At 53.5% G+C, this 18,334-nt stretch carries 16 protein-coding genes and 1 tRNA gene; 12 read left to right on the forward strand and 5 right to left on the reverse strand.

The window, feature by feature from the left end:
* Nucleotides 1-3: 3 nt before the first annotated feature.
* From ABJN86_RS00875 to ABJN86_RS00890, 4 genes are read right to left on the reverse strand one after another with little or no spacing between them, the layout of a single operon-like run.
* Nucleotides 4-843: an ABC transporter permease gene (locus ABJN86_RS00875; RefSeq protein ID WP_348362694.1), complete on the reverse strand. Its 840-nt coding sequence runs from the start codon at nucleotides 841-843 to the stop codon at nucleotides 4-6.
* The gene (locus ABJN86_RS00880; protein ID WP_348362693.1) at nucleotides 843-1,790 is read right to left on the reverse strand and encodes an ABC transporter permease; all 948 of its coding nucleotides are present in this window, start codon (nucleotides 1,788-1,790) and stop codon (nucleotides 843-845) included. Before ABJN86_RS00880 ends, ABJN86_RS00875 begins: the two co-directional genes overlap by 1 nt.
* Before the next feature lie 18 nt (nucleotides 1,791-1,808).
* Nucleotides 1,809-3,365 (reverse strand): ABC transporter substrate-binding protein, encoded by a 1,557-nt coding sequence (locus ABJN86_RS00885; RefSeq protein WP_348362691.1) that lies wholly within the window; start codon nucleotides 3,363-3,365, stop codon nucleotides 1,809-1,811.
* On the reverse strand, nucleotides 3,362-4,660 hold the full coding sequence (locus tag ABJN86_RS00890) for a M20/M25/M40 family metallo-hydrolase (RefSeq protein ID WP_348362690.1): 1,299 nt from the start codon (nucleotides 4,658-4,660) through the stop codon (nucleotides 3,362-3,364). Before ABJN86_RS00890 ends, ABJN86_RS00885 begins: the two co-directional genes overlap by 4 nt.
* 214 nt (nucleotides 4,661-4,874) lie before the next feature.
* Here ABJN86_RS00890 and ABJN86_RS00895 point away from each other — a divergent pair, with 214 nt between their 5' ends.
* From ABJN86_RS00895 to ABJN86_RS00930, 8 genes are all read left to right on the forward strand, one after another.
* On the forward strand, nucleotides 4,875-5,651 hold the full coding sequence (locus ABJN86_RS00895; RefSeq protein WP_348362688.1) for a GntR family transcriptional regulator: 777 nt from the start codon (nucleotides 4,875-4,877) through the stop codon (nucleotides 5,649-5,651).
* A gap of 279 nt (nucleotides 5,652-5,930) precedes the next feature.
* Entirely contained in the window at nucleotides 5,931-7,337 is a 1,407-nt protein-coding gene (uxaC, locus tag ABJN86_RS00900; protein ID WP_348362687.1) for a glucuronate isomerase, read from the forward strand.
* A gap of 10 nt (nucleotides 7,338-7,347) precedes the next feature.
* Nucleotides 7,348-8,790, forward strand: a complete 1,443-nt coding sequence (locus tag ABJN86_RS00905; protein WP_348362685.1) for a mannitol dehydrogenase family protein — start codon at nucleotides 7,348-7,350, stop codon at nucleotides 8,788-8,790.
* A 279-nt stretch (nucleotides 8,791-9,069) separates the two neighbouring features.
* Complete coding sequence (locus ABJN86_RS00910) at nucleotides 9,070-10,947, forward strand: nucleoside-diphosphate sugar epimerase/dehydratase (RefSeq protein ID WP_348362683.1); 1,878 nt, start codon at nucleotides 9,070-9,072, stop codon at nucleotides 10,945-10,947.
* Nucleotides 10,948-10,967: 20 nt separating this feature from the next.
* Nucleotides 10,968-11,819 carry an NAD-dependent epimerase/dehydratase family protein gene (locus tag ABJN86_RS00915; protein WP_348362681.1) on the forward strand — a complete coding sequence of 284 codons (852 nt, stop codon included), beginning with the start codon at nucleotides 10,968-10,970 and terminating at the stop codon, nucleotides 11,817-11,819.
* Entirely contained in the window at nucleotides 11,816-12,409 is a 594-nt protein-coding gene (locus ABJN86_RS00920) for a sugar transferase (RefSeq protein WP_348362680.1), read from the forward strand. Before ABJN86_RS00915 ends, ABJN86_RS00920 begins: the two co-directional genes overlap by 4 nt.
* A gap of 122 nt (nucleotides 12,410-12,531) precedes the next feature.
* Complete coding sequence (locus ABJN86_RS00925) at nucleotides 12,532-13,869, forward strand: UDP-glucose/GDP-mannose dehydrogenase family protein (RefSeq protein ID WP_348362678.1); 1,338 nt, start codon at nucleotides 12,532-12,534, stop codon at nucleotides 13,867-13,869.
* A 2-nt stretch (nucleotides 13,870-13,871) separates the two neighbouring features.
* Nucleotides 13,872-14,729: a YihY/virulence factor BrkB family protein gene (locus ABJN86_RS00930; RefSeq protein WP_348362677.1), complete on the forward strand. Its 858-nt coding sequence runs from the start codon at nucleotides 13,872-13,874 to the stop codon at nucleotides 14,727-14,729.
* On the opposite strand, the gene ABJN86_RS00935 is transcribed toward ABJN86_RS00930, so the two are convergent.
* Nucleotides 14,726-15,763 (reverse strand): LacI family DNA-binding transcriptional regulator, encoded by a 1,038-nt coding sequence (locus ABJN86_RS00935; protein WP_348362675.1) that lies wholly within the window; start codon nucleotides 15,761-15,763, stop codon nucleotides 14,726-14,728. The genes ABJN86_RS00930 and ABJN86_RS00935 overlap by 4 nt on opposite strands.
* A gap of 123 nt (nucleotides 15,764-15,886) precedes the next feature.
* On the opposite strand from ABJN86_RS00935, the gene ABJN86_RS00940 reads away from it, so the two are divergent.
* From ABJN86_RS00940 to ABJN86_RS00955, 4 genes are all read left to right on the forward strand, one after another.
* Nucleotides 15,887-15,963 (forward strand) — tRNA-Arg (locus ABJN86_RS00940).
* Between the two features lie 155 nt (nucleotides 15,964-16,118).
* Nucleotides 16,119-16,973, forward strand: a complete 855-nt coding sequence (locus ABJN86_RS00945; protein ID WP_348362673.1) for a hypothetical protein — start codon at nucleotides 16,119-16,121, stop codon at nucleotides 16,971-16,973.
* A complete protein-coding gene (gene mobC / locus ABJN86_RS00950; RefSeq protein ID WP_348431833.1) occupies nucleotides 16,970-17,443 on the forward strand; it encodes a plasmid mobilization relaxosome protein MobC in 474 nt (157 codons plus the stop codon). Before ABJN86_RS00945 ends, mobC begins: the two co-directional genes overlap by 4 nt.
* A partial coding sequence (locus ABJN86_RS00955) for a relaxase/mobilization nuclease domain-containing protein (protein ID WP_348431836.1) occupies nucleotides 17,437-18,334 on the forward strand: 898 nt, incomplete at its 3' end. The genes mobC and ABJN86_RS00955, both read left to right, overlap by 7 nt.

Here is an 18,334-nt window from a genome sequence, read left to right on the forward strand (position 1 = left end):
GTCTTATTCCTGCGCCTGTGGATTAAGAACGTCACGCAACCCGTCCCCTAATAGATTGAACGCAATTGCAATCAGTGCGATTGCAATGCCTGGAACAACGATGGGCCATGGGCTGCGAAACATGTGTTCGCGCGCTTCTGCGATCATTAGTCCCCATTCAGATGAGGGCGGTTGAGCGCCAAGCCCCAAGAACGAAAGTGTCGCCAGTGTCATAATGGCAAATGCGACGCGAATGGTTGCCTCAACAATGACCGGAGCAACCATGTTTGGGAGGATTTCAGCAAAAATTATCCAGAGGCTACTTTCGCCACGTGCGCGTGCCGCAGAGACATAGTCAAGTTCGCGAACGGATAAGGTGGTGGAACGGGCGATCCTTGACATCCCCGGGGCAAAGGCAATTCCGATGGCGATCACTGCATTTAAACTAGATGACCCAAGGACTGTTAGGATCATTAGCGCCAGAAGCAGTCCTGGGATCGCCATTATTGCGTCAACGGCTCGCATAATCAGCTCATCGACCCAACCGCCAACAAAGCCCGAAAATATACCAATCATCGCACCGATCGCGGTACCAATGATCGTTGCCAAAATGGCTAACAGAACAGTAGAGCGCGCCCCTACTAGAATCCGGCTTAGCAAGTCGCGCCCAAACCAATCGGTCCCAAACAAGAATTGGGAGGTTGGTTCTGAAAAACGTGCGCCAAAGTTGAAACCTTCAGGGTCCTGCGGTGCAATCACCGGACCAAAGATTGAAATTATCAGCAACAGAGTAACCAAGACAGTCCCAACAGCGCCTTGGGGGCTACGCATGAGTGCGCGCAACGTGTTTAGTGTAGCCTGCATTAGTATTTGATCCTCTTATCAAGGGTACCATAGGCCAGATCGGCCAACAGATTGGCCACTGCATAGGAGCACGCCATGATTAGCGCGCCCGCCTGTATCATTGGCAGATCACGATTTTGGATCGCGAGTATCAATTGCCTGCCTACTCCGGGAAACGCGAAAACTTCTTCGACCACAATGACGCCGCCAATCAGATATCCGACATCTAAAGCGATCACAGTGATCGCAGGCAGCATTGAATTTCGCAGTGCATGATGAAACAGCACCCTTCGCTTGGGCAGTCCGCGCAGACGCGCTGCACGCACAAAATCCGTTTCAAGGGTGTCCACCATCTCTGATCGGATCATTCGACTAATATGTGCTGTCAGTACGATCGTCAGTGTCAAGACGGGCAAGGCGATGTGGTGCAATGCGCCCCAAAAGTCTTCTGAGAATGGCACGTAGCCCGAGGCAGGAAATAAACCGATTGAGGGACTTGCCAGCCAAACAAGCAACAAAGTTGCTAATACGAATTCAGGAAGACTAATGCCAATATAGGAGACCAACGACACCCCAAGATCGGTTAACTTCCCGCGTTGGGATGCAGCCAATACTCCCAATGGAATGGCGATAATGCACACCAACAGCAGTGAGAATACAGCCAATATTGCTGAACGCCCCAAAGCACTCATGATGGTTGGACCAACGGGTTGGCTAGTACGCAGTGACACGCCAAAATCGCCCTGAACCACATTCGACAACCAACGAAGATATTGTACTGGGGCCGGATCATTCAGCCCCAGTTTGTTGTTCAAAGCAGCGAGCGCCTCATCCGTGGCGTATTCGCCAAGGATCATTGTCGCCGCATTTGCAGGCAACAACTGAGTGACGCTAAACACGATTAAAGAGACCAGCAAAGCGGTAAAAATAAGATAGATCAACCGCTTCACTACATAGTAAATAGTCATGTTCAAGCGCCCTTCGCCTTAGCCTTTTTGGGGCGCGTCTGGGCCCATCCAAACTTTATGGAATGCAAAACTAGCGCCACGCGGATGCTGATCATATCCATTAACATAGTCCGCTCGCGCGCCGAGTATGTCAAAGAAACATGGGATCAGCGCAGGCACTTCCGCCTGCATCAAGGCCTGAGCATTCGCATAAAGATCTGTTCGCATTGCAGTATCGGTTGTCTCATCCGCCTTGCGCACATATTCGTCAAATTCGGCGTTGTTCCATCTGGTTTCGTTCCATGACGCACCCGAAGTGAACAACAGATTGAACGACATGCCTTCGGTCGGCAGCATGTTGTAAAAGCCGACGTAGAATTTGCCCTTTTTCCAAACCTGATCAAGGTAGGTCGAGTGATCCATGGTTTTCACGTTGATATCAAAACCACCTGGTTTGGCCATTTCGCGCAGCACAACTGCCATCGTCGAACGATACCCAGGCTTTACCGAAGCTACGAGTTCTAGCTCCAATCCATCTGGATATCCCGCCTCGGCCAACAACGCCTTAGCCTGTACCGGATCGTATGCTTTGTACGGTGCATCGGCGAAATAGCGGTACGCTGCATTGATCGGGCTATCGTTGCCTGGGGTTCCGTAACCCTCCGCAACCAATTCCACCATCGCTTCGCGATCGACACATAGCGACAAAGCCTGACGCACACGAATGTCGTTAAAGGGGGCGACTGTTGTGTCCATAACTACATCAAGGAAACGCCCCGATGGGGTCCGCAGTCCTGTCACCCCAGCGGCGGCGTCAATCCGCGCGAAATCAGTTGGCTGCACATCATGCATCATGTCGATCTCACCAGCCAACAACGCGGCACTAGAGCCAGCTGAATCTGGGAATGTCTTGATCTGGACTTCGTCTAGATATGGCAGGCCAGCCACGAAATAGTCAGGGTTCTTAACCAGAACCGAAATTTCATCTGCGCGGAACTCTTGCAGCCTGAACGGGCCAGAACCGACGGGAACCTGCGCCAAGCTGTCAAAGTCATTTGCGATAATATCAGCAGGTACAACCTTGGCCGTTGGATAGGTCAGGGCTACTGGCAAATCCGCAAAAGGGGTTTGTGTTGTAATGACGACCACGAAGTCGCCATCCGCTTCAACTGATTTGATAGGGCCAAGGTTACGTCGTCCTGGTGCTCCGGTTTCCGGATCCAGTAGCTTCGCAAACGATGCCACAACATCTGCTGACGTTAGCGCTTGTCCATTCGAGAATTTCACGCCCTCACGAAGAACAAACCGCCACTCGGTCGCGTCTTCATTTGATGACCATTCAGTGGCCAGATCAGGTTGAGCCGTCATGTCCGTGCCTAGCGATGTCAGGCCTGAATACAACATTTCCGCCATCATATATTCAGCCGCTGCACGAACCAGCATCGGGTTCAGCACGCCTGGTGTGATGTTTACACTCAACCGCAATGTACCGCCTGCTTCGGCTGCCATGACAGGCATCGCGCCAAAACCGACTGCCAATGCGGCACCAGCCGCGGACATTTTAAGCAATTGCCGTCTGTTCACTTGAACTTTCATGGTTTGGATTCTCCTTGGTTGGATTGAGTTGGTATTTTTGGCTTTGTTGTCGTGTGGAAATGCGCGTCAAAAAACAGAGCTATTGAGCGCGCGAGACCCAGTAGGTCTTCCATTGTTGTGAATTCATCTGCGCCATGTACGTTGCGATCGGGCCGCGATAACCCGCCAAGCATGATCTCACGCGAACCGCGGCCTCCGTGCTGGATCCAGCCGAAATCTGACGATGTAGAAGATCCGTAAGCAACAAATTCTTCCAGCGGAACATTGTGGCCTGCTGCCATTGCAGCAGTCCAACGTGGCGTCATCATCCCTTGGCTGTTTTCCACAGGTGGCAAATGTCCAGTCTCTGACATCCGCCATCCGATCAGATTTGTCTTTTTAACCGAGGCTTCTACACATTCGTGAATCTCTGCACGAACACGCGCCACATCCTCTTCTGGGGCATAACGGCGGTTGACAACGATTTCACATTGCCCGGGTAAAGCTGACCCCTTCTCGCCACCACGGATAGCAGTAATGTTAAGCAACGCATGTAGCGGGCCCCCCGACCCGGGTGGTGGCGGCATGGAAGAAACGCGCTTTTCCACTTCGACCTTTAGCGAGGTCAGAGCGTCTAGTACCGGCAAAGCCTGTTCGATTGCGTTTACGCCTAAATGCGGACGTCCCGAGTGTGCCGCCTTGCCTTCAAACATCAAGGTAAGGTCCAAAGATCCAAAGCTGCCTGCCCAAATCCGCGGGGTTGCAGAGCCGTTCAGATTAATGATGACATCACTTACCAGATCCTGCTCGGCCAGATAGCGGATGCCAGGGTAAATTCCACCTTCCTCGTCAGTGCAAAAAGCAAGAACTGGTTGGTACTCAAATTGATGGCCAGCATCGCGCAGTGCCGCAAGGCCCGCTATTGCCGCCGCAATGGCCCCCTTCATGTCGGCCGCGCCACGCGCATAAACTCTGTTGCCTTCTCGGGTCAATTCCAATGCCGGACGAGTCCATCCATCTCCAACAGGGGCTGTATCAACGTGAAAATAAATAGTGACTTCTGGCGCACCCTGAGGTGCCAAATCAGGGCGCACGATCAGGTTTGTGCGCGCACCGTGGACACCTTGTGCCCGCCACAGCGCCTCGGGGATATCAATGCGGGTGCAGGTGCCACCTAAATGTGCTGTCGTTCTTTCCAGCATGGTCGCCATCTCTGGGTAAGACGCACCTGGAGGAAAGGAGCTATCCAACGCGACAAGCTCTTCGAGCGTGTGCAAAAGTGCATGCTCATCTATCTGGATAACTGTTTTGCTCATTCTTATATAAGAATTGTGAAGCGCGAAATTAGCAAGAAAATTCTGAGGTAAATCAAGAATGAATATCGAGCAATTTGTAAATCATTGAACTAAATAATTAAAATGTGCTCAAATTTTCTTCACCGGACAATTCTGCAAAGGATGATCGACTTGACTTAGACTCTTCATCCATACAAATATATATTATATTCCAAGCTAGGGCTCCGCAAAATTGATGACGTCTAAAGCAAAATCCAACCTCAAGGGTACCGTTGGCCGAGCACTCAATGCGACGCCACTGTATGAGCAAGTCAAGGAACGCGTTATGCACCTGATCCTTGATGGGACCTGGCCTGAAGGCCATATTCTTCCAGCTGAAACAGAACTGGCTCGCCAGTTGGGCGTATCTTTTGGAACCGCACGTCAGGCATTGCAAATCTTAACAAAAGAAGGCGTTCTTCTTCGCAAGCCGCGCATTGGCACGGTTGTAACTGGCCGCACCCCACATCACACACTTGACCGATTTTATAAGCACTATCGCTTACACAACACAAAAAACGAGTTGATCAATACACAGACAGTTATGAAATCCATCCAGATTCGCCCGGCGAGCGCAGATGAAGCCCGTTGTTTTCGGTGTGATGAATCTATTGACCTTATTTCCCTGGTCCGAGTTAGGGTGCACGACTCTCGCCCTGTCATGATTGATCACTTCTTAATCCCTGAGCACTTTGTTCCGGGTTTTCCGCGCGCTGCTGCTGATGTCCCTCCGCTGCTATTGAATCACTTACGTGACGAATACGGATTGCGCATTCGCGCAGTACGTGAGGCATTGCGCGCGGATATCGCAGGGCCTGAAGATATATCTTTGCTTGATTTGAATGCATCAGACGGGCCGACTCCAATCTTGGTAATTGACGATGTCTGCTTTGACAGTAAAAATCAGGCTCTGCTGACAGCCAGTCATCGAGCGTTGTCAGATGACTATCGCTATGTAAACGAAGTTCAGTAAACTCGGGCGCTGAGTTCAAGGCCTTTGCAGCTGGCGCGTCGCGTCTTGCGCTCAGCCGGAAATCGATCATGAAATGATTTGCCGAGAGGGGACGTGCCAATCGACGCTTGCCCGGCGCAGATGTTTTTCGTTCGTTTGATGATCTCAGGACCAAACTTGATCACCCACCGATATACGGTCGATCGATCAACAATGATTTCAGCTTCTTGGTGGGTTTGACTAACTGGTATGGTAGTTTATCTAATGCGCAAGAAATCCCTTACGCAATTAGGACAGCACATGCCGTTAACCTATCCTGATCGGCTTTTCCCGTCTGAACCAAAGCTACGCAGCACTGCGCGTAACCTGTTCGAGGGGATCGAAAATCTTCCCATCATTAGCCCGCATGGACATTGCGACCCGAGCTGGTTTGCAAAGAATGAGAGATTTCCAAATCCGGCGGAATTATTGGTTGTGCCCGACCATTATGTGTTTCGGATGCTGGTTAGCCAAGGCTTGAGCCTTGAGGCGTTGGGCGTGCCACGCGCGGATGGCACCAAGCCGGAGGTTGATCCACGTGATATTTGGAAGCTGTTTGCACAACACTTCCACCTGTTTCGGGGGACGCCGTCCTCCATGTGGTTGAACCATTCCTTTGAGCATGTGTTTGGCATTGATGTGCCGCTAAATGCTGACACGGCCAATGAGTACTATGATCACATTGACACGCAGCTTGGCTTGGATGCCTTCCGTCCGCGTGCGCTGTTCGAATCGTTTGGCGTGGAGTGCTTGGCCACGACCGAAGGTGCCTTGGATGATTTGCAGTCGCATAAGGCCATTATGGAAAGCGGCTGGGCCGGCCGCGTGGTGACCACATATCGTCCCGACGCGGTCGTGGATCCAGAATTCGAAGGCTTCGCCGAAAACGTCGAGTTATTTGGGCAACTGACGGGCGAGGTTACGACGACTTGGACGGGCTACTTGAACGCCCACCGCAAGCGTCGAGCGTTCTTCAAAGAACATGGTGCAACGGCAAGCGACCATGGGCACCCAACGGCACGAACCGAGAACCTAGATGTGGCAGAGGCAGAGGCTCTGTTCCAAAAGGCAATTGCTGGTACCTGCAACGCCGACGAAGCAGACTCGTTTCGAGGGCAGATGTTGACTGAGATGGCCAAGATGAGCTTGGACGATGGTCTAGTTTTGCAAATCCATGCGGGATCCGTTCGCAACCACTCCAGTCGGGTGTTCGCTGAATATGGGCGTGATAAAGGGTTCGATATCCCGAAGCGCACGGATTACGTCGGTGGGCTAAAACCACTGCTGGATGCGGTTGGCATGGAGCCTGACCTGACGGTGTTGCTATTCACGCTGGACGAGACTGTCTACGGCCGTGAGCTTGCCCCCCTTGCAGGTGCCTACCCTTCCCTGAAACTGGGTCCGCCTTGGTGGTTCTTCGACAGTTTTGAGGGTATCAAACGTTTCCGTGAAGCCACAACCGAGACCTGCGGATTCTACAACACCGCGGGCTTCAATGACGATACGCGAGCGTTCTGCTCCATTCCGGCCCGCCACGATGTCGCGCGCCGTTCTGACTGCGCCTACTTGGCCGAATTGGTTGAAACAGGGCGACTGAGCATGAGTGACGCCCATGAGGTCGCCCATGATTTGGCCTATGGTCTCGCGAAAACTGCCTACAAGCTTTAAGGAATAAACTTTGACTGATACCCCTCGCCTCGCACGCCGCTCCCCCAAGATTAAACCTGGCATTGTTCACCTAGGGCCGGGCGCTTTCTTTAAAGCGTTTAGTGCGATCTATACGCAAGAAGCGGTTGAACAGAAGGGCGGGGATTGGGGTGTCATTGCAGTGTCGCTTAGAAGTCCAACCGCACGGGACCAACTTAAACCACAAGAGGGGGTCTATACGGCGGTATCACTTGGCCCATCAGAGTCTAATTCAACAGTTATCGGCATCATTTCGGACGTCCTGGTCGCCCCAGAAGACCCTTCCGCTGTGATTGATGCAATGGTTGATCCGGCTATCCGGATTGTCTCTTTGACGATTACTGAAAAGGGGTACTGTTACGAGCCATCCACGGGGCAATTAAAACTGGATCACCCCGATATCATTCATGACATTGCAAACCGTGAGGCACCGCGATCCGCGCCGGGATATATCGTGGAAGCCCTGTCGCGTCGCCGTGGATTAGGCCATAGGCCATTTACTGTTTTGTCTTGCGATAACATTCCATCAAACGGCAAGCTGGCTAAGAAAATTGTTGTGTCTTTGGCGGCCAAAATCGACCCTAATTTGGCGAGATGGATTGAGGATGAGGTGTCCTTCCCCTCCACCATGGTTGATCGGATCACCCCCGCCACAACTGAAGCGGATATTGAGCGCGTAACCAACGACGAGGGGTATTACGATCCGGCATGTGTCTTCCACGAACCTTTCCGTCAATGGGTGATTGAGGATGAATTCGTGGATGGTGCGCGCCCACATTGGAACGTTAGCGGCGCTCAATTCGTAAGCAGTGTTGAGGACCACGAGGCGATGAAATTGCGTTGTTTGAACGGGACGCACTCGTCGCTGGCCTACCTTGGGTATCTTGCGGGTTTCGAAACAATTTCGGAAACGGTATCTGACCCTGATTTTGCAAATTATCTAGGGCAGCTTTGGCGCGACGAGATCGTACCGACAGTGAAGCCACCCCAAGGGGAAGACTTATCGAGCTATTGCGCGGCCTTGTTAGAGCGCTATCAGAACCCTTCTATACGGCATCGAACTTGGCAAATTGCGATGGACGGATCGCAGAAACTGCCTCAGAGGTTGCTGGGGGTGGCTCAAGAAAGCATTGATGCAAAGCGCCCCATTTCAAGCATAGCGCTCGCGATTGCAGGTTGGATGCATTACGTTGGTGGAGTTGACGAAGATGGCCAGAAGATCGATGTTCGCGACCCCTTAGCCGATGCTCTGAGGGCCGCGTCTGATGCGGGAGTATCCGCGACACAAAAGGCCGAAAACCTGTTGAGTTTAGATGCTGTGTTTGACGCAAAACTTGCGAATGATGATCGGTTTAGAGTGCCGGTGATTTCGGCATATTGTCAGCTCGCTGATGTCGGAGCGCATAGCTCCATTATGGATGGTTTTGCTAAATAAACGCAGGATTCGGCCAGTACATCGGCGAAAACTAGTCATTCCCTTGCGGTTTTTCGGCAGGTTTTCGGTAGAATTTTGGATTTGCGTTAACCAGATTTAGTGACATTCCTCCGATAGAGTACAAAATTTTGGCAGATGCACTTTGATTTTGCCTTTTCCCCGTTAAACACGGGAAATCACGGTTGCGCGATTGCGGGTGTGACAGGTAATGTGCGTGAACCCGCACGCCTTTGATCTACCTAATTATTCGACAGCGTGAGGGTAGGGGACCGACCTATTATGCTAAACTTTCTTGCTGACCAGCCTCGTCGCATCAAGCACCATATTCTGTTGGGGATAGATGTTGTACTGGTGCCTATTAGTTTAGCTTTCTCGCTGCTGATCCTTTTAGATTCTGCAGATGCTGATGTTCCAAATTGGTTGGTTGCAGTCCCGTTTGTCGTCTTGACGCTTTTGTCGATCCCGACGTTTATTTACATCGGTTTGAATCGCATTAAGCTTGCGGCCTTTGAATCCCATGACATGCGCCGAGGAGCCTACGCAGCTCTTTCGGTAGCGGTTATGGCGGTGGGTATAAACTATCTTTGTGGTGAAAAGTTTTCTGTTGCTTCAGGTCTTCTAACCGGTCTGGTGTTTCTGCTGCTGCATCTTGGCATTCGCACGTTGGGACGGAACCTTCTTGTAAATCGCAAAAGTGGAAGTGAAGACAGAATACCCGTCGCAATATACGGCGCGGGATCAGCGGGAATTCAGCTACTTGGAGCACTTCGCAAAGATTTGCAGATGCAACCAGCTACCTTCGTGGACGATAATGTGACGTTGCAGACCATGACCGTATCCGGGATGGGAGTGTGCTCTCGCTCAGATTTGAAAAAAATGGTGGAAGATGGACGCGTGAAGCGGGTGCTGCTGGCTATGCCATCGACCAAAGAGCCCAAGATGCGCCGCTTAATACAAGAGCTAACTGGACTGGGCAGCGAAGTTCACGCGTTACCGACATATAGCGAGTTAGTCGAGGGAACCGGCCTAGCATCAAATTTGAGACCAGTGACGCCGGAAAGCTTGCTGGGCCGTGACAAAGTGGATCTAGAAACGCCCGAAGTTGCGAGGGCTTACGCGGGCCGTCGCATTCTGATCACCGGAGCTGGTGGTTCGATCGGCTCGGAGTTGTGCCGACAGGTGATCATGTGCGGCCCGCAACGGCTTACGCTGATAGATCACTCAGAGTACGCCCTTTATACGATTTCGCGAGAACTGACGCCACTGGCCGCACTGCACGGGGTTGAGCTGGTGACGCGTCTAGGCTCCGTTTGTGACAAAGATCGAATGACGAATGTCATTGCCGAGTCTGAGATTGATATCGTGTTGTTCGCGGCCGCTTATAAGCATGTGCCGCTTGTTGAAGACAATGAAATTGAAGGCCTGCGAAACAATCTGTTTGGGACTTTGACTACTGCAGAAGCGGCTCAGGAAGCTGGTGTTGAGCGGTTTATTCTCGTCTCGACTGATAAAGCGGTTCGCCCAACAAATATTATGGGTGCAAGTAAACGGCTTTCTGAATTGGCGATCCAAGACCTTCAAACCCGTTCTCAAACGACCAAGTTCGCAATGGTCCGGTTCGGAAATGTATTGGGATCATCGGGTTCAGTCATTCCGTTGTTCCAAAAGCAGATTGCTGCTGGCGGACCAATTACGCTGACGCACAACAAGATCACCCGTTACTTCATGACCGTGTCGGAAGCGGCTAGGTTGGTGCTTCTCGCAGGGGCATATTCGACTGGTGGCGATGTGTTTGTGCTGGATATGGGGTCTCCTGTAAATATTCGCGATCTTGCTCGCCGGATGGTCGAACTGACCGGACTTAGTGTTCGTGATACGACCAACCAATCTGGCGACATCGATATTCAAATCATTGGGCTGCGCCCGGGTGAGAAGCTGTATGAAGAGTTGTTGATTGGTGACAATATGCTTCCAACGCCGCATGAGAAAATTATGCGGGCGGAGGAAAGCGGCTTGTCAGAAATCGAGATGGTTCGGATATTAAAACAAATCCGTACCGCCATTTCAGCAAATGATCCTGTAGCCCTACGCGCAGTGATTGAGAGCAATGTAGATGGCTTCCACATCGCTGATGCAGAGTTGGACGACGTTGTTTGACCTCGACGGCTAACGATCCAATGTTTACGATTTCGGGCCAACCGATCCTATTGATGGGAGCGTCGGGACGTGTGGGAAAGTTGCTGCAAGCACATTGGGCGAACGCCCAAAATGTCCTCACCCAATCCCGAAATGATGACAATGACCTAACATGGTCACCGATCGAAGATGGCGCGCGGCCGTTGGTCGAATTCAATCAACGACACCAAGGGATGCGCGCTATAGTCGCGATGCTAGGATCGACCCCGTCCACGAGTGGGGACATGTCGCAAACGGCCAACCTCGCAGCGTCTGTTGTGCTTGCGGCTTCGCAAGCAGGCATCCCGCGGGTAATATTGGCTTCCTCCTCAGCAGTGTATCCGTTGGATGAAAACCTAAATGAAAACAGAGCGCCTGCTCCGACCACGCCCTATGGTCGTGCGAAGTTAGAGATGGAACGTGTCGTTGCCGAGCTAAATACTGATGTGGAGGTTTGCTGCCTTCGGATCGGCAATGTAGCAGGTGCAGATGCGTTGCTGGGAACGACGTCAGATACTCCGAAGCGTCTAGATCAGTTTGCGGACGGGTTTGGCCCTCGTCGGTCCTACATTGGCCCTAAATCTCTTGCAGAGTGTCTTTGGAAGTTAGCACATGTTGACCAGCCGCTTCCGCCAATATTGAATTGCGCAGCATTGAAACCTGTTGAGATGGCAGATCTGCTAGATGCTGCTGACGTGCCGTGGATGTGGTCACCTGCGCCGCAAGAACGTGTGAAGACACAGCATATCACCCTTGATTGCATGGCATTGGCGCGGATTGTGGGAGAGGACGTTCTTGCCGGACATGCCCAACACATGGTAGCGGAGCTTCTGACCTCGGGGGCACTACAATGACGTTATCTAAGAGACTGTTCGATTTGGCCGTACTGGTGTTTCTAACCATTTTGTTAGCGCCGGTAATGGTCGTAACGGCAATCGCGATAGCCATTATTGACGGGCGACCCGTGTTCTATTTCGCTGAGCGAATGAAGACGCCAGCACATGCCTTTCACTTGGTAAAATTTCGGACCATGAAGACGGTGTTAAAAGACCAAGGCGTGTCAGGTGGCAACAAATCCGATCGCGTTACGCGTCTAGGGGCCTTTCTACGCCGCGCTCGGCTTGATGAAACCCCCCAGCTTTGGAACCTTGCACGAGGTGATATAAGTTTGGTTGGGCCGCGCCCGCCCTTAAGGGAGTATGTTGAGCGGTTCCCAGAGACCTACTCAAAAGTTTTGAAAAGTCGGCCTGGGATAACGGGCTTGGCCTCATCGGTGTTTCACGCGCATGAGACAATGCTCATCAAAAACTGCGAGACGCCGGAACAAACTGACAAAGTGTATGCGGAGCGTTGCGTTCCTCGCAAAGCGAAGCTGGACCTAATATATCAACGCAACCGCAGTCTTTGCTTTGACCTTTGGATCGTTCTCAAAACGTTCGTGTGATCACCCAAGGTGTGGCGCATAAACACCGCTGACTTTTCACTCGCTTACAGCAGATGTGACGCGTTCTCTTAATGGCGTTAAAGACTTGTTATCTTGCAGATGAATAAGTTGAGGGGGTCGCTATGAAAATCACGATGATTGGCACGGGATATGTCGGGCTGGTGTCTGGGGTTTGCTTCTCGGATTTTGGCCATGACGTAGTTTGCGTTGACCGCGACCCTGCGAAAATCGAGATGCTCAACAAAGGTGAGGTTCCGATCTACGAGCCCGGACTTGATGATCTGATGGCAAAGAATGTGGAGGCAGGCCGGCTGTCATTCACAACAGACCTTCAAGCGGGCATCCAAGGCGCGGAAGCGGTGTTTATCGCGGTTGGGACCCCAACGCGTCGTGGGGACGGGCACGCTGATCTGACGTTCGTGTACGCCGCCGCCGAGGACATTGCGAAAGCCTGTGAAATCGCAGGAAACGACTACACCGTTATCGTAACTAAATCGACGGTCCCTTTGGGGACCAATCGCCATGTTAAACAGGTGGTCCGCAAAGCGGCGCCGGATTTGAATTTTGATGTCGCTTCTAATCCAGAATTTCTGCGTGAAGGTGCCGCAATTGATGACTTCATGAAGCCTGACCGCGTCGTGGTCGGTGTCCAAAATGACCGCGCGGCTGAGGTGATGGCGGAAGTATATCGCCCCCTATACCTGCGCGACTTCCCAATCGTCACAACCGACTTGGAAAGCGCAGAGATGATCAAATACGCGGCTAACGCGTTCCTTGCGACCAAGATTACATTCATCAACGAGATCGCGGCTCTTTGTGAGAAAACTGGCGCGGACGTCAAGCAAGTGTCTCGTGGGATCGGGATGGATGGGCGTATTGGCAATAAGTTTCTACACGCAGGCCCGGGCTATGGTGGGTCGTGTTTCCCCAAAGACACCTCGGCCTTGGCGCGCATTGGTCAGGAACACGCGGTTCCCATGCAAATTACCGAGACGGTGATGCGTGTGAATGACAACGTAAAAGCCCGCATGATCGAGAAGCTCCGCGATCTTTGTGAAGGGACCTTCAACGGGAAAACAATAGCCGTATTGGGTGTCACCTTCAAACCGAACACAGACGACATGCGAGATGCCCCAGCTTTGACAATTGTGCCCGCATTGGTGGGAGGTGGCGCAAAGGTTCGTGTGGTCGATCCTCAGGGCCTACGTGAAGGGCAGGATCTGTTGCCTGGGGTGAATTGGGTGGATGACGCATACAAGGCTGCACAAAACGCAGACGCCTTGGTTATCCTGACCGAGTGGAACGAATTTCGTGCCTTGGACCTGAAAAAGATTGCCAAAAAGATGGCGACCCCGCGTATGGCCGATCTTCGCAATGTATATTCGGCGAAGGATGCTAAAAGAGCCGGTTTTCAGGCCTACGCTTCGATTGGACGTCAAGGTTTTGAGATGAGTGAGTAAGCGTGAACGCAATTCTTCATTTGTACAGTGCATACCGCTTCATTCGCGATCTGCTGTCGGTGATGGATGCGCGCAACCTTAGCCTGATATCGGCAGGGGTTGCGTTCTACGCTATGTTGGCGATCTTTCCTGCGTTGGCGGCGTTGATCGCATTTTGGGGCGTGTTTTCCGACCCGGTGCTTATCGACGATCAGATCACCTTGCTGCAGCGGTTCATCCCCGCGGATGCGTTCCGATTGTTTGAGGCTCAGGTCGATGCGCTCATTCAGGCCAACGATTCTACCTTAGGGTATACGACATTGATCTCCTTAGGGGCCGCACTTTGGTCAACCCGTGCGGGGGTATCTGCGCTCATTCGCGGGCTAAATGCCGTCTATTCAGCACCTCAACGCACGGGATTTAAACGTGCAGTGGCAGCTTTGATTTTGACTGTTTGCCTGATCGCCATGTCATTGGTCGCCTTGGCGGGGATCGTGATCTTCCCAATTTCCTTGGCTTTGCTTCCTTTAGGAGAATTGACCGAAAACACCTTTGAGACATGGCGCTGGGTCGTTGTGACCACCACCGTCATCATGGGGCTTGGGTTGATTTACCGATTTGGCCCGAACCATAATGCGGAACATCTCAAGGCGGGATGGATATCTATCGGCGCTTTGGTCGCGCTGGTGATTTGGGGGGGGGCGTCTTGGGCCTTCTCGCTCTATCTAGCGAACTTCGGTAAATATAATGAGGTTTACGGCTCTATCGGGGCGGTGGTCGCACTATTGATGTGGTTCTACATTAGCGCATGGGTCGTGCTGTTCGGGGCCACTTTAAACTGCGAGCTGGCATGTCGGCGTCAGGCTAAATCTCATATTTAGCTGGCGGCTCTCAGGGTATCACCCGGGGCAAATATTGGCGAAATCTCGATCCGCTTTTCGGCGCCACGAATACCTTCAGCTTCATTTGCAATCAGCTCAGCCGCCGCCTTGCCTATTTCAGCGCGACAACTGTCCATGGTGGCAAGTTTGCGCGGCAAGCCGTCAATGAGATCTACGCCGTTAAACCCCGCCAAGCCAATTTTCCCCGGCACGTCGTACCCTGCTTCCAAGCAGTATAGCAAACCGCCGGCGCCGATCATGTCATTGGAATAGTATAGAAAATCGAGGTCTTTGTTTTTCTCAAGGATATTTCCTGTCATCTCCCGACCTTTGGCAAGGGCGGAGCCACCGGAGTAATACTCTTCTGCTTCCAGACTTAACCCGCTTTCGCGCAGAACGGCCTCGAACCCTTCAAAGCGTTTTCGCGCTCGGTGATCCAAAGGCATTTTGGTGCCAAGGAACCCAATCTTGCGGTATCCACGGCTCAATATTTCCTTAGCGGTTTCACGACCGGCGCGCGTATGAGAAATGCCAACAGAGGCATCGACCGCATCACCATCCACATCCATGATTTCAACAATAGGAATGCCAGAGTTTTCCATCATCCGGCGGGCGGATTCAGTATGTTCTAAGCCAGCAACAATCAGGCCCGATGGTCGCCAAGAAAGCATCTCAAAGATAACCTTCTCTTCCTTCTCGGGGCCGTAGTCGGTGACACCCACAACGGGTTGCAACGGAGTATCGTCAAATACCTTAGATATCCCCATCATCACTTCTGGGAAAACCATGTTGGACAGGGAAGGAATGATAACTCCAACCAGATTTACACGATTAGATGCCAAGGCTCCCGCGATTTTGTTCGGAACATACCCAAGCTGGCGTGCTGCGAGCAAAACCTTCTCACGGGTTTTGTCCGAGACTTCGCCGCGGTTTCGCAAGACGCGGCTAACGGTCATTTCGCTAACACCAGAGGCTTCGGACACATCCCGAAGCGTTAGCCGGTGGCGGTATTCAGGGCTGGAGCGTTCGACCACAGGGTATCTCGTTCACTTGTGAGTATGTGCCACGATAACGTTAAAGCATGCCGTCTCCAAGCGACAACTGACTTCTTGTTAAGGCTTGCTTGTAGTGCACTTATTACGCGATACAGAATGAGTGGTCCCGTGGCTCAACTGGATAGAGCAGCCCCCTCCTAAGGGGCAGGTTGCAGGTTCGAATCCTGCCGGGGTCGCCAAAAACACCTGAAAAATATGGCTTATTTGCAAGGGGTTCTGCAGAAGCTTGCAGAAAGTCCCGAGAGCTTTCGTGCCGAATTCTGCTGAAACGGCGAAAATCTCGTACAAAACCTGTACAAAATCCGCACGTGTTTGATCACTTTGGGGCCCTTCAATGAGCTGGCGGGTTGCGAACACATGCGCGGAACGGAAGTTCGGCAGCGCGACACGTAAGCAGATCATCATGTTTCTGGCTGACAAGGCGAGCGACGATGGTTCCGGCATCTGGTGTTCCAAGGGTACGATCCAGCGGCATACCGAGCTGGGGGAGACCACAGTCAAGCGAGCTGTACGCGCGTTCCTGAAGGAAGGCATCCTCGTCGAGACCGGTTCGCGCACCTGCAAGAACGGATTCACCGTCGTTTACCGGATCGATTTGACCAAGGTTGAGGCGCTCGAACCCACGCTGGAGCCCGAGATTGAGACGGGGTCCACAGTGGCCCCCGTCCAGTCTGGCCCCGGTACGGGGGCCACTGTGGCCGGGGTACCGGGGCCACCACGGCCCCCAAACCATCCTAAAACCATCCATAAACCACCTTCGCGCAGGCGCGAGGCGGCGGAGGATTCAGAAGCTGAGGAGATTCTGGCGGCGTATCCATCGGACCGATTGCGAGGCAAAGCGGCCTGCCTTTCCCAGATCGAAGAAGCCACGAAGGAAGGAACCCCGCCGGAGGATTTGTTGCGAGCGGTCCAAGCCTACGCCACCGACAGCGCAGGCTTCACCCGCGCCAAGGTCTGCTTTTCCGACAACTGGTTTCAGTCGCGGCGTTGGCAGGCATATGTCGAGAAGCAGGCAGAAGACCGAGAAAAGGCGGCAGCTTTGCAGGCCGATCACCATGCGCGGCTGGCGTGTTGGATCAGTGACCGCAGCCCGATGTGCAGACACATCACTGCGCCCCAAGTGACCGCATTGCTTGCCTCAAAGCTGGTGACACAGGCCCAAATCCAAGCCGCAGGCCTCAGATCATGACCGCAACCGATCCCACCGAAGAGCAAACAGCAAGGCGACCCATGTCATACGCTGGCGCTGCTGACACGGGACCTTGCGAGGGGCGGCAAGCCTCCCCTTCGAACCCCACCGGCGCGGGCAGAGCCCGCACCAAAGAGCCGCTGACCGAGACGTTTGTCTTTCGATGCACAGCCGCAGAAAAGGCCCAGTTGCGCGCCAAGGCCGAGGCTGCTGGCCTGCCCGCTGCGACCCTTTTGCACGAGGCTCTGGGCCTCACTGAGGCCCGCCGCCGCAAGCCCATCCCCCGCGTTGATCCTGCGCTCGTGCTGGCCGTCGGGCGCATCGGCGGCAACCTTAACCAGATCGCTCGTTGGCTGAACCGCGCGATGCTGGCGGGCCGCGTGGACCTCGACGCGCTGACCGTTGCGCGCCGCTTGCTGACAATCGAACGCCAGCTTGCCCAGATCGTCGAGGCCGCGCGCCGATGCTGATCAAGTTCTTTCGCAACGGCAAGGGCGCGGGTGCTGGTCCGGTCGGCTACCTCGTCGCGGACAAGGTGCTGGCCTATGACGACAACCGCGACCTGATCCGCGATGCCGACGGCCGGCCGGTGACCGGCACCCGCGATCCCTTGCCGGAGGTCCTGCGCGGCAATCCCGACCGCACCGAGGCTCTGATCGACGCCAGCCGCCACCAATGGACCTACCGCGCTGGCGTGATCAGTTTTGCCGCCGAGGATGCACCGACAGAAGAGCAGCAAGCCGAGGTCATGGACGGGTTCGAGCGTCTGGCCTTCGCGGGGCTGGACCCGACGCAATATGACGTGCTCTGGGTCCGACATACCCACGAAGACCGCGTCGAGCTTCACTTCTGCACACCCCGCCTAGAACTGACCTCGGGGCGGAGCCTCAACATCGCGCCGCCCGGCTATCAGGACGCTTTCGATAGCTTGCGCGACGTGATGAACCAGCGCCACGGCTGGGCCGATCCGATGGAGCTGGAGCGCACGCAAGAGGTTCGCGACACCATCGAGACCCCAACCCGCGCCCAAGGCCGTGACGAACTGCACGCGTGGCTGCAAGACCAGATCAGCGTTGGCTTAATCACTGACCGCGCCAGCATGGTCGACGCACTTGCGGACGCTGGTTTCGACCTGCCTCGCATCGGCAAGGCTTATCTGACCGCTCAAGACCCCGACACCGGCGAGCGCTGGCGTTTGAAAGGAGAAATCTTCCATGAAGACTGGCAAGCCGACACGGCTGAGCGAGAAGTTGAACGCGGAACTGGACACGATCCGGCAGGACTACGCCGCCTCGATGGCATCCCAGCTGGAGAGCTTCAGGACCGATTTGAAGCACATTGCGACCATCGCGCATCGTACA

It is taken from the genome of Litoreibacter sp. (assembly GCF_039974535.1).
GTDB lineage: Bacteria > Pseudomonadota > Alphaproteobacteria > Rhodobacterales > Rhodobacteraceae > Litoreibacter.

Bases quoted from the DNA above. Each gene is read 5' to 3' on its own strand.
- ABJN86_RS00945 (WP_348362673.1), top strand. From the start codon at position 16,119: ATGAGCTGGCGGGTTGCGAACACATGCGCGGAACGGAAGTTCGGCAGC.
- ABJN86_RS00885 (WP_348362691.1), bottom strand. From the start codon at position 3,365: ATGAAAGTTCAAGTGAACAGACGGCAATTGCTTAAAATGTCCGCGGCT.
- ABJN86_RS00910 (WP_348362683.1), top strand. From the start codon at position 9,070: ATGCTAAACTTTCTTGCTGACCAGCCTCGTCGCATCAAGCACCATATT.
- ABJN86_RS00875 (WP_348362694.1), bottom strand. From the start codon at position 843: ATGCAGGCTACACTAAACACGTTGCGCGCACTCATGCGTAGCCCCCAA.
- ABJN86_RS00880 (WP_348362693.1), bottom strand. From the start codon at position 1,790: ATGACTATTTACTATGTAGTGAAGCGGTTGATCTATCTTATTTTTACC.
- ABJN86_RS00915 (WP_348362681.1), top strand. From the start codon at position 10,968: ATGTTTACGATTTCGGGCCAACCGATCCTATTGATGGGAGCGTCGGGA.
- ABJN86_RS00925 (WP_348362678.1), top strand. From the start codon at position 12,532: ATGAAAATCACGATGATTGGCACGGGATATGTCGGGCTGGTGTCTGGG.
- ABJN86_RS00920 (WP_348362680.1), top strand. From the start codon at position 11,816: ATGACGTTATCTAAGAGACTGTTCGATTTGGCCGTACTGGTGTTTCTA.
- ABJN86_RS00890 (WP_348362690.1), bottom strand. From the start codon at position 4,660: ATGAGCAAAACAGTTATCCAGATAGATGAGCATGCACTTTTGCACACG.
- mobC (WP_348431833.1), top strand. From the start codon at position 16,970: ATGACCGCAACCGATCCCACCGAAGAGCAAACAGCAAGGCGACCCATG.
- ABJN86_RS00895 (WP_348362688.1), top strand. From the start codon at position 4,875: ATGACGTCTAAAGCAAAATCCAACCTCAAGGGTACCGTTGGCCGAGCA.
- uxaC (WP_348362687.1), top strand. From the start codon at position 5,931: ATGCCGTTAACCTATCCTGATCGGCTTTTCCCGTCTGAACCAAAGCTA.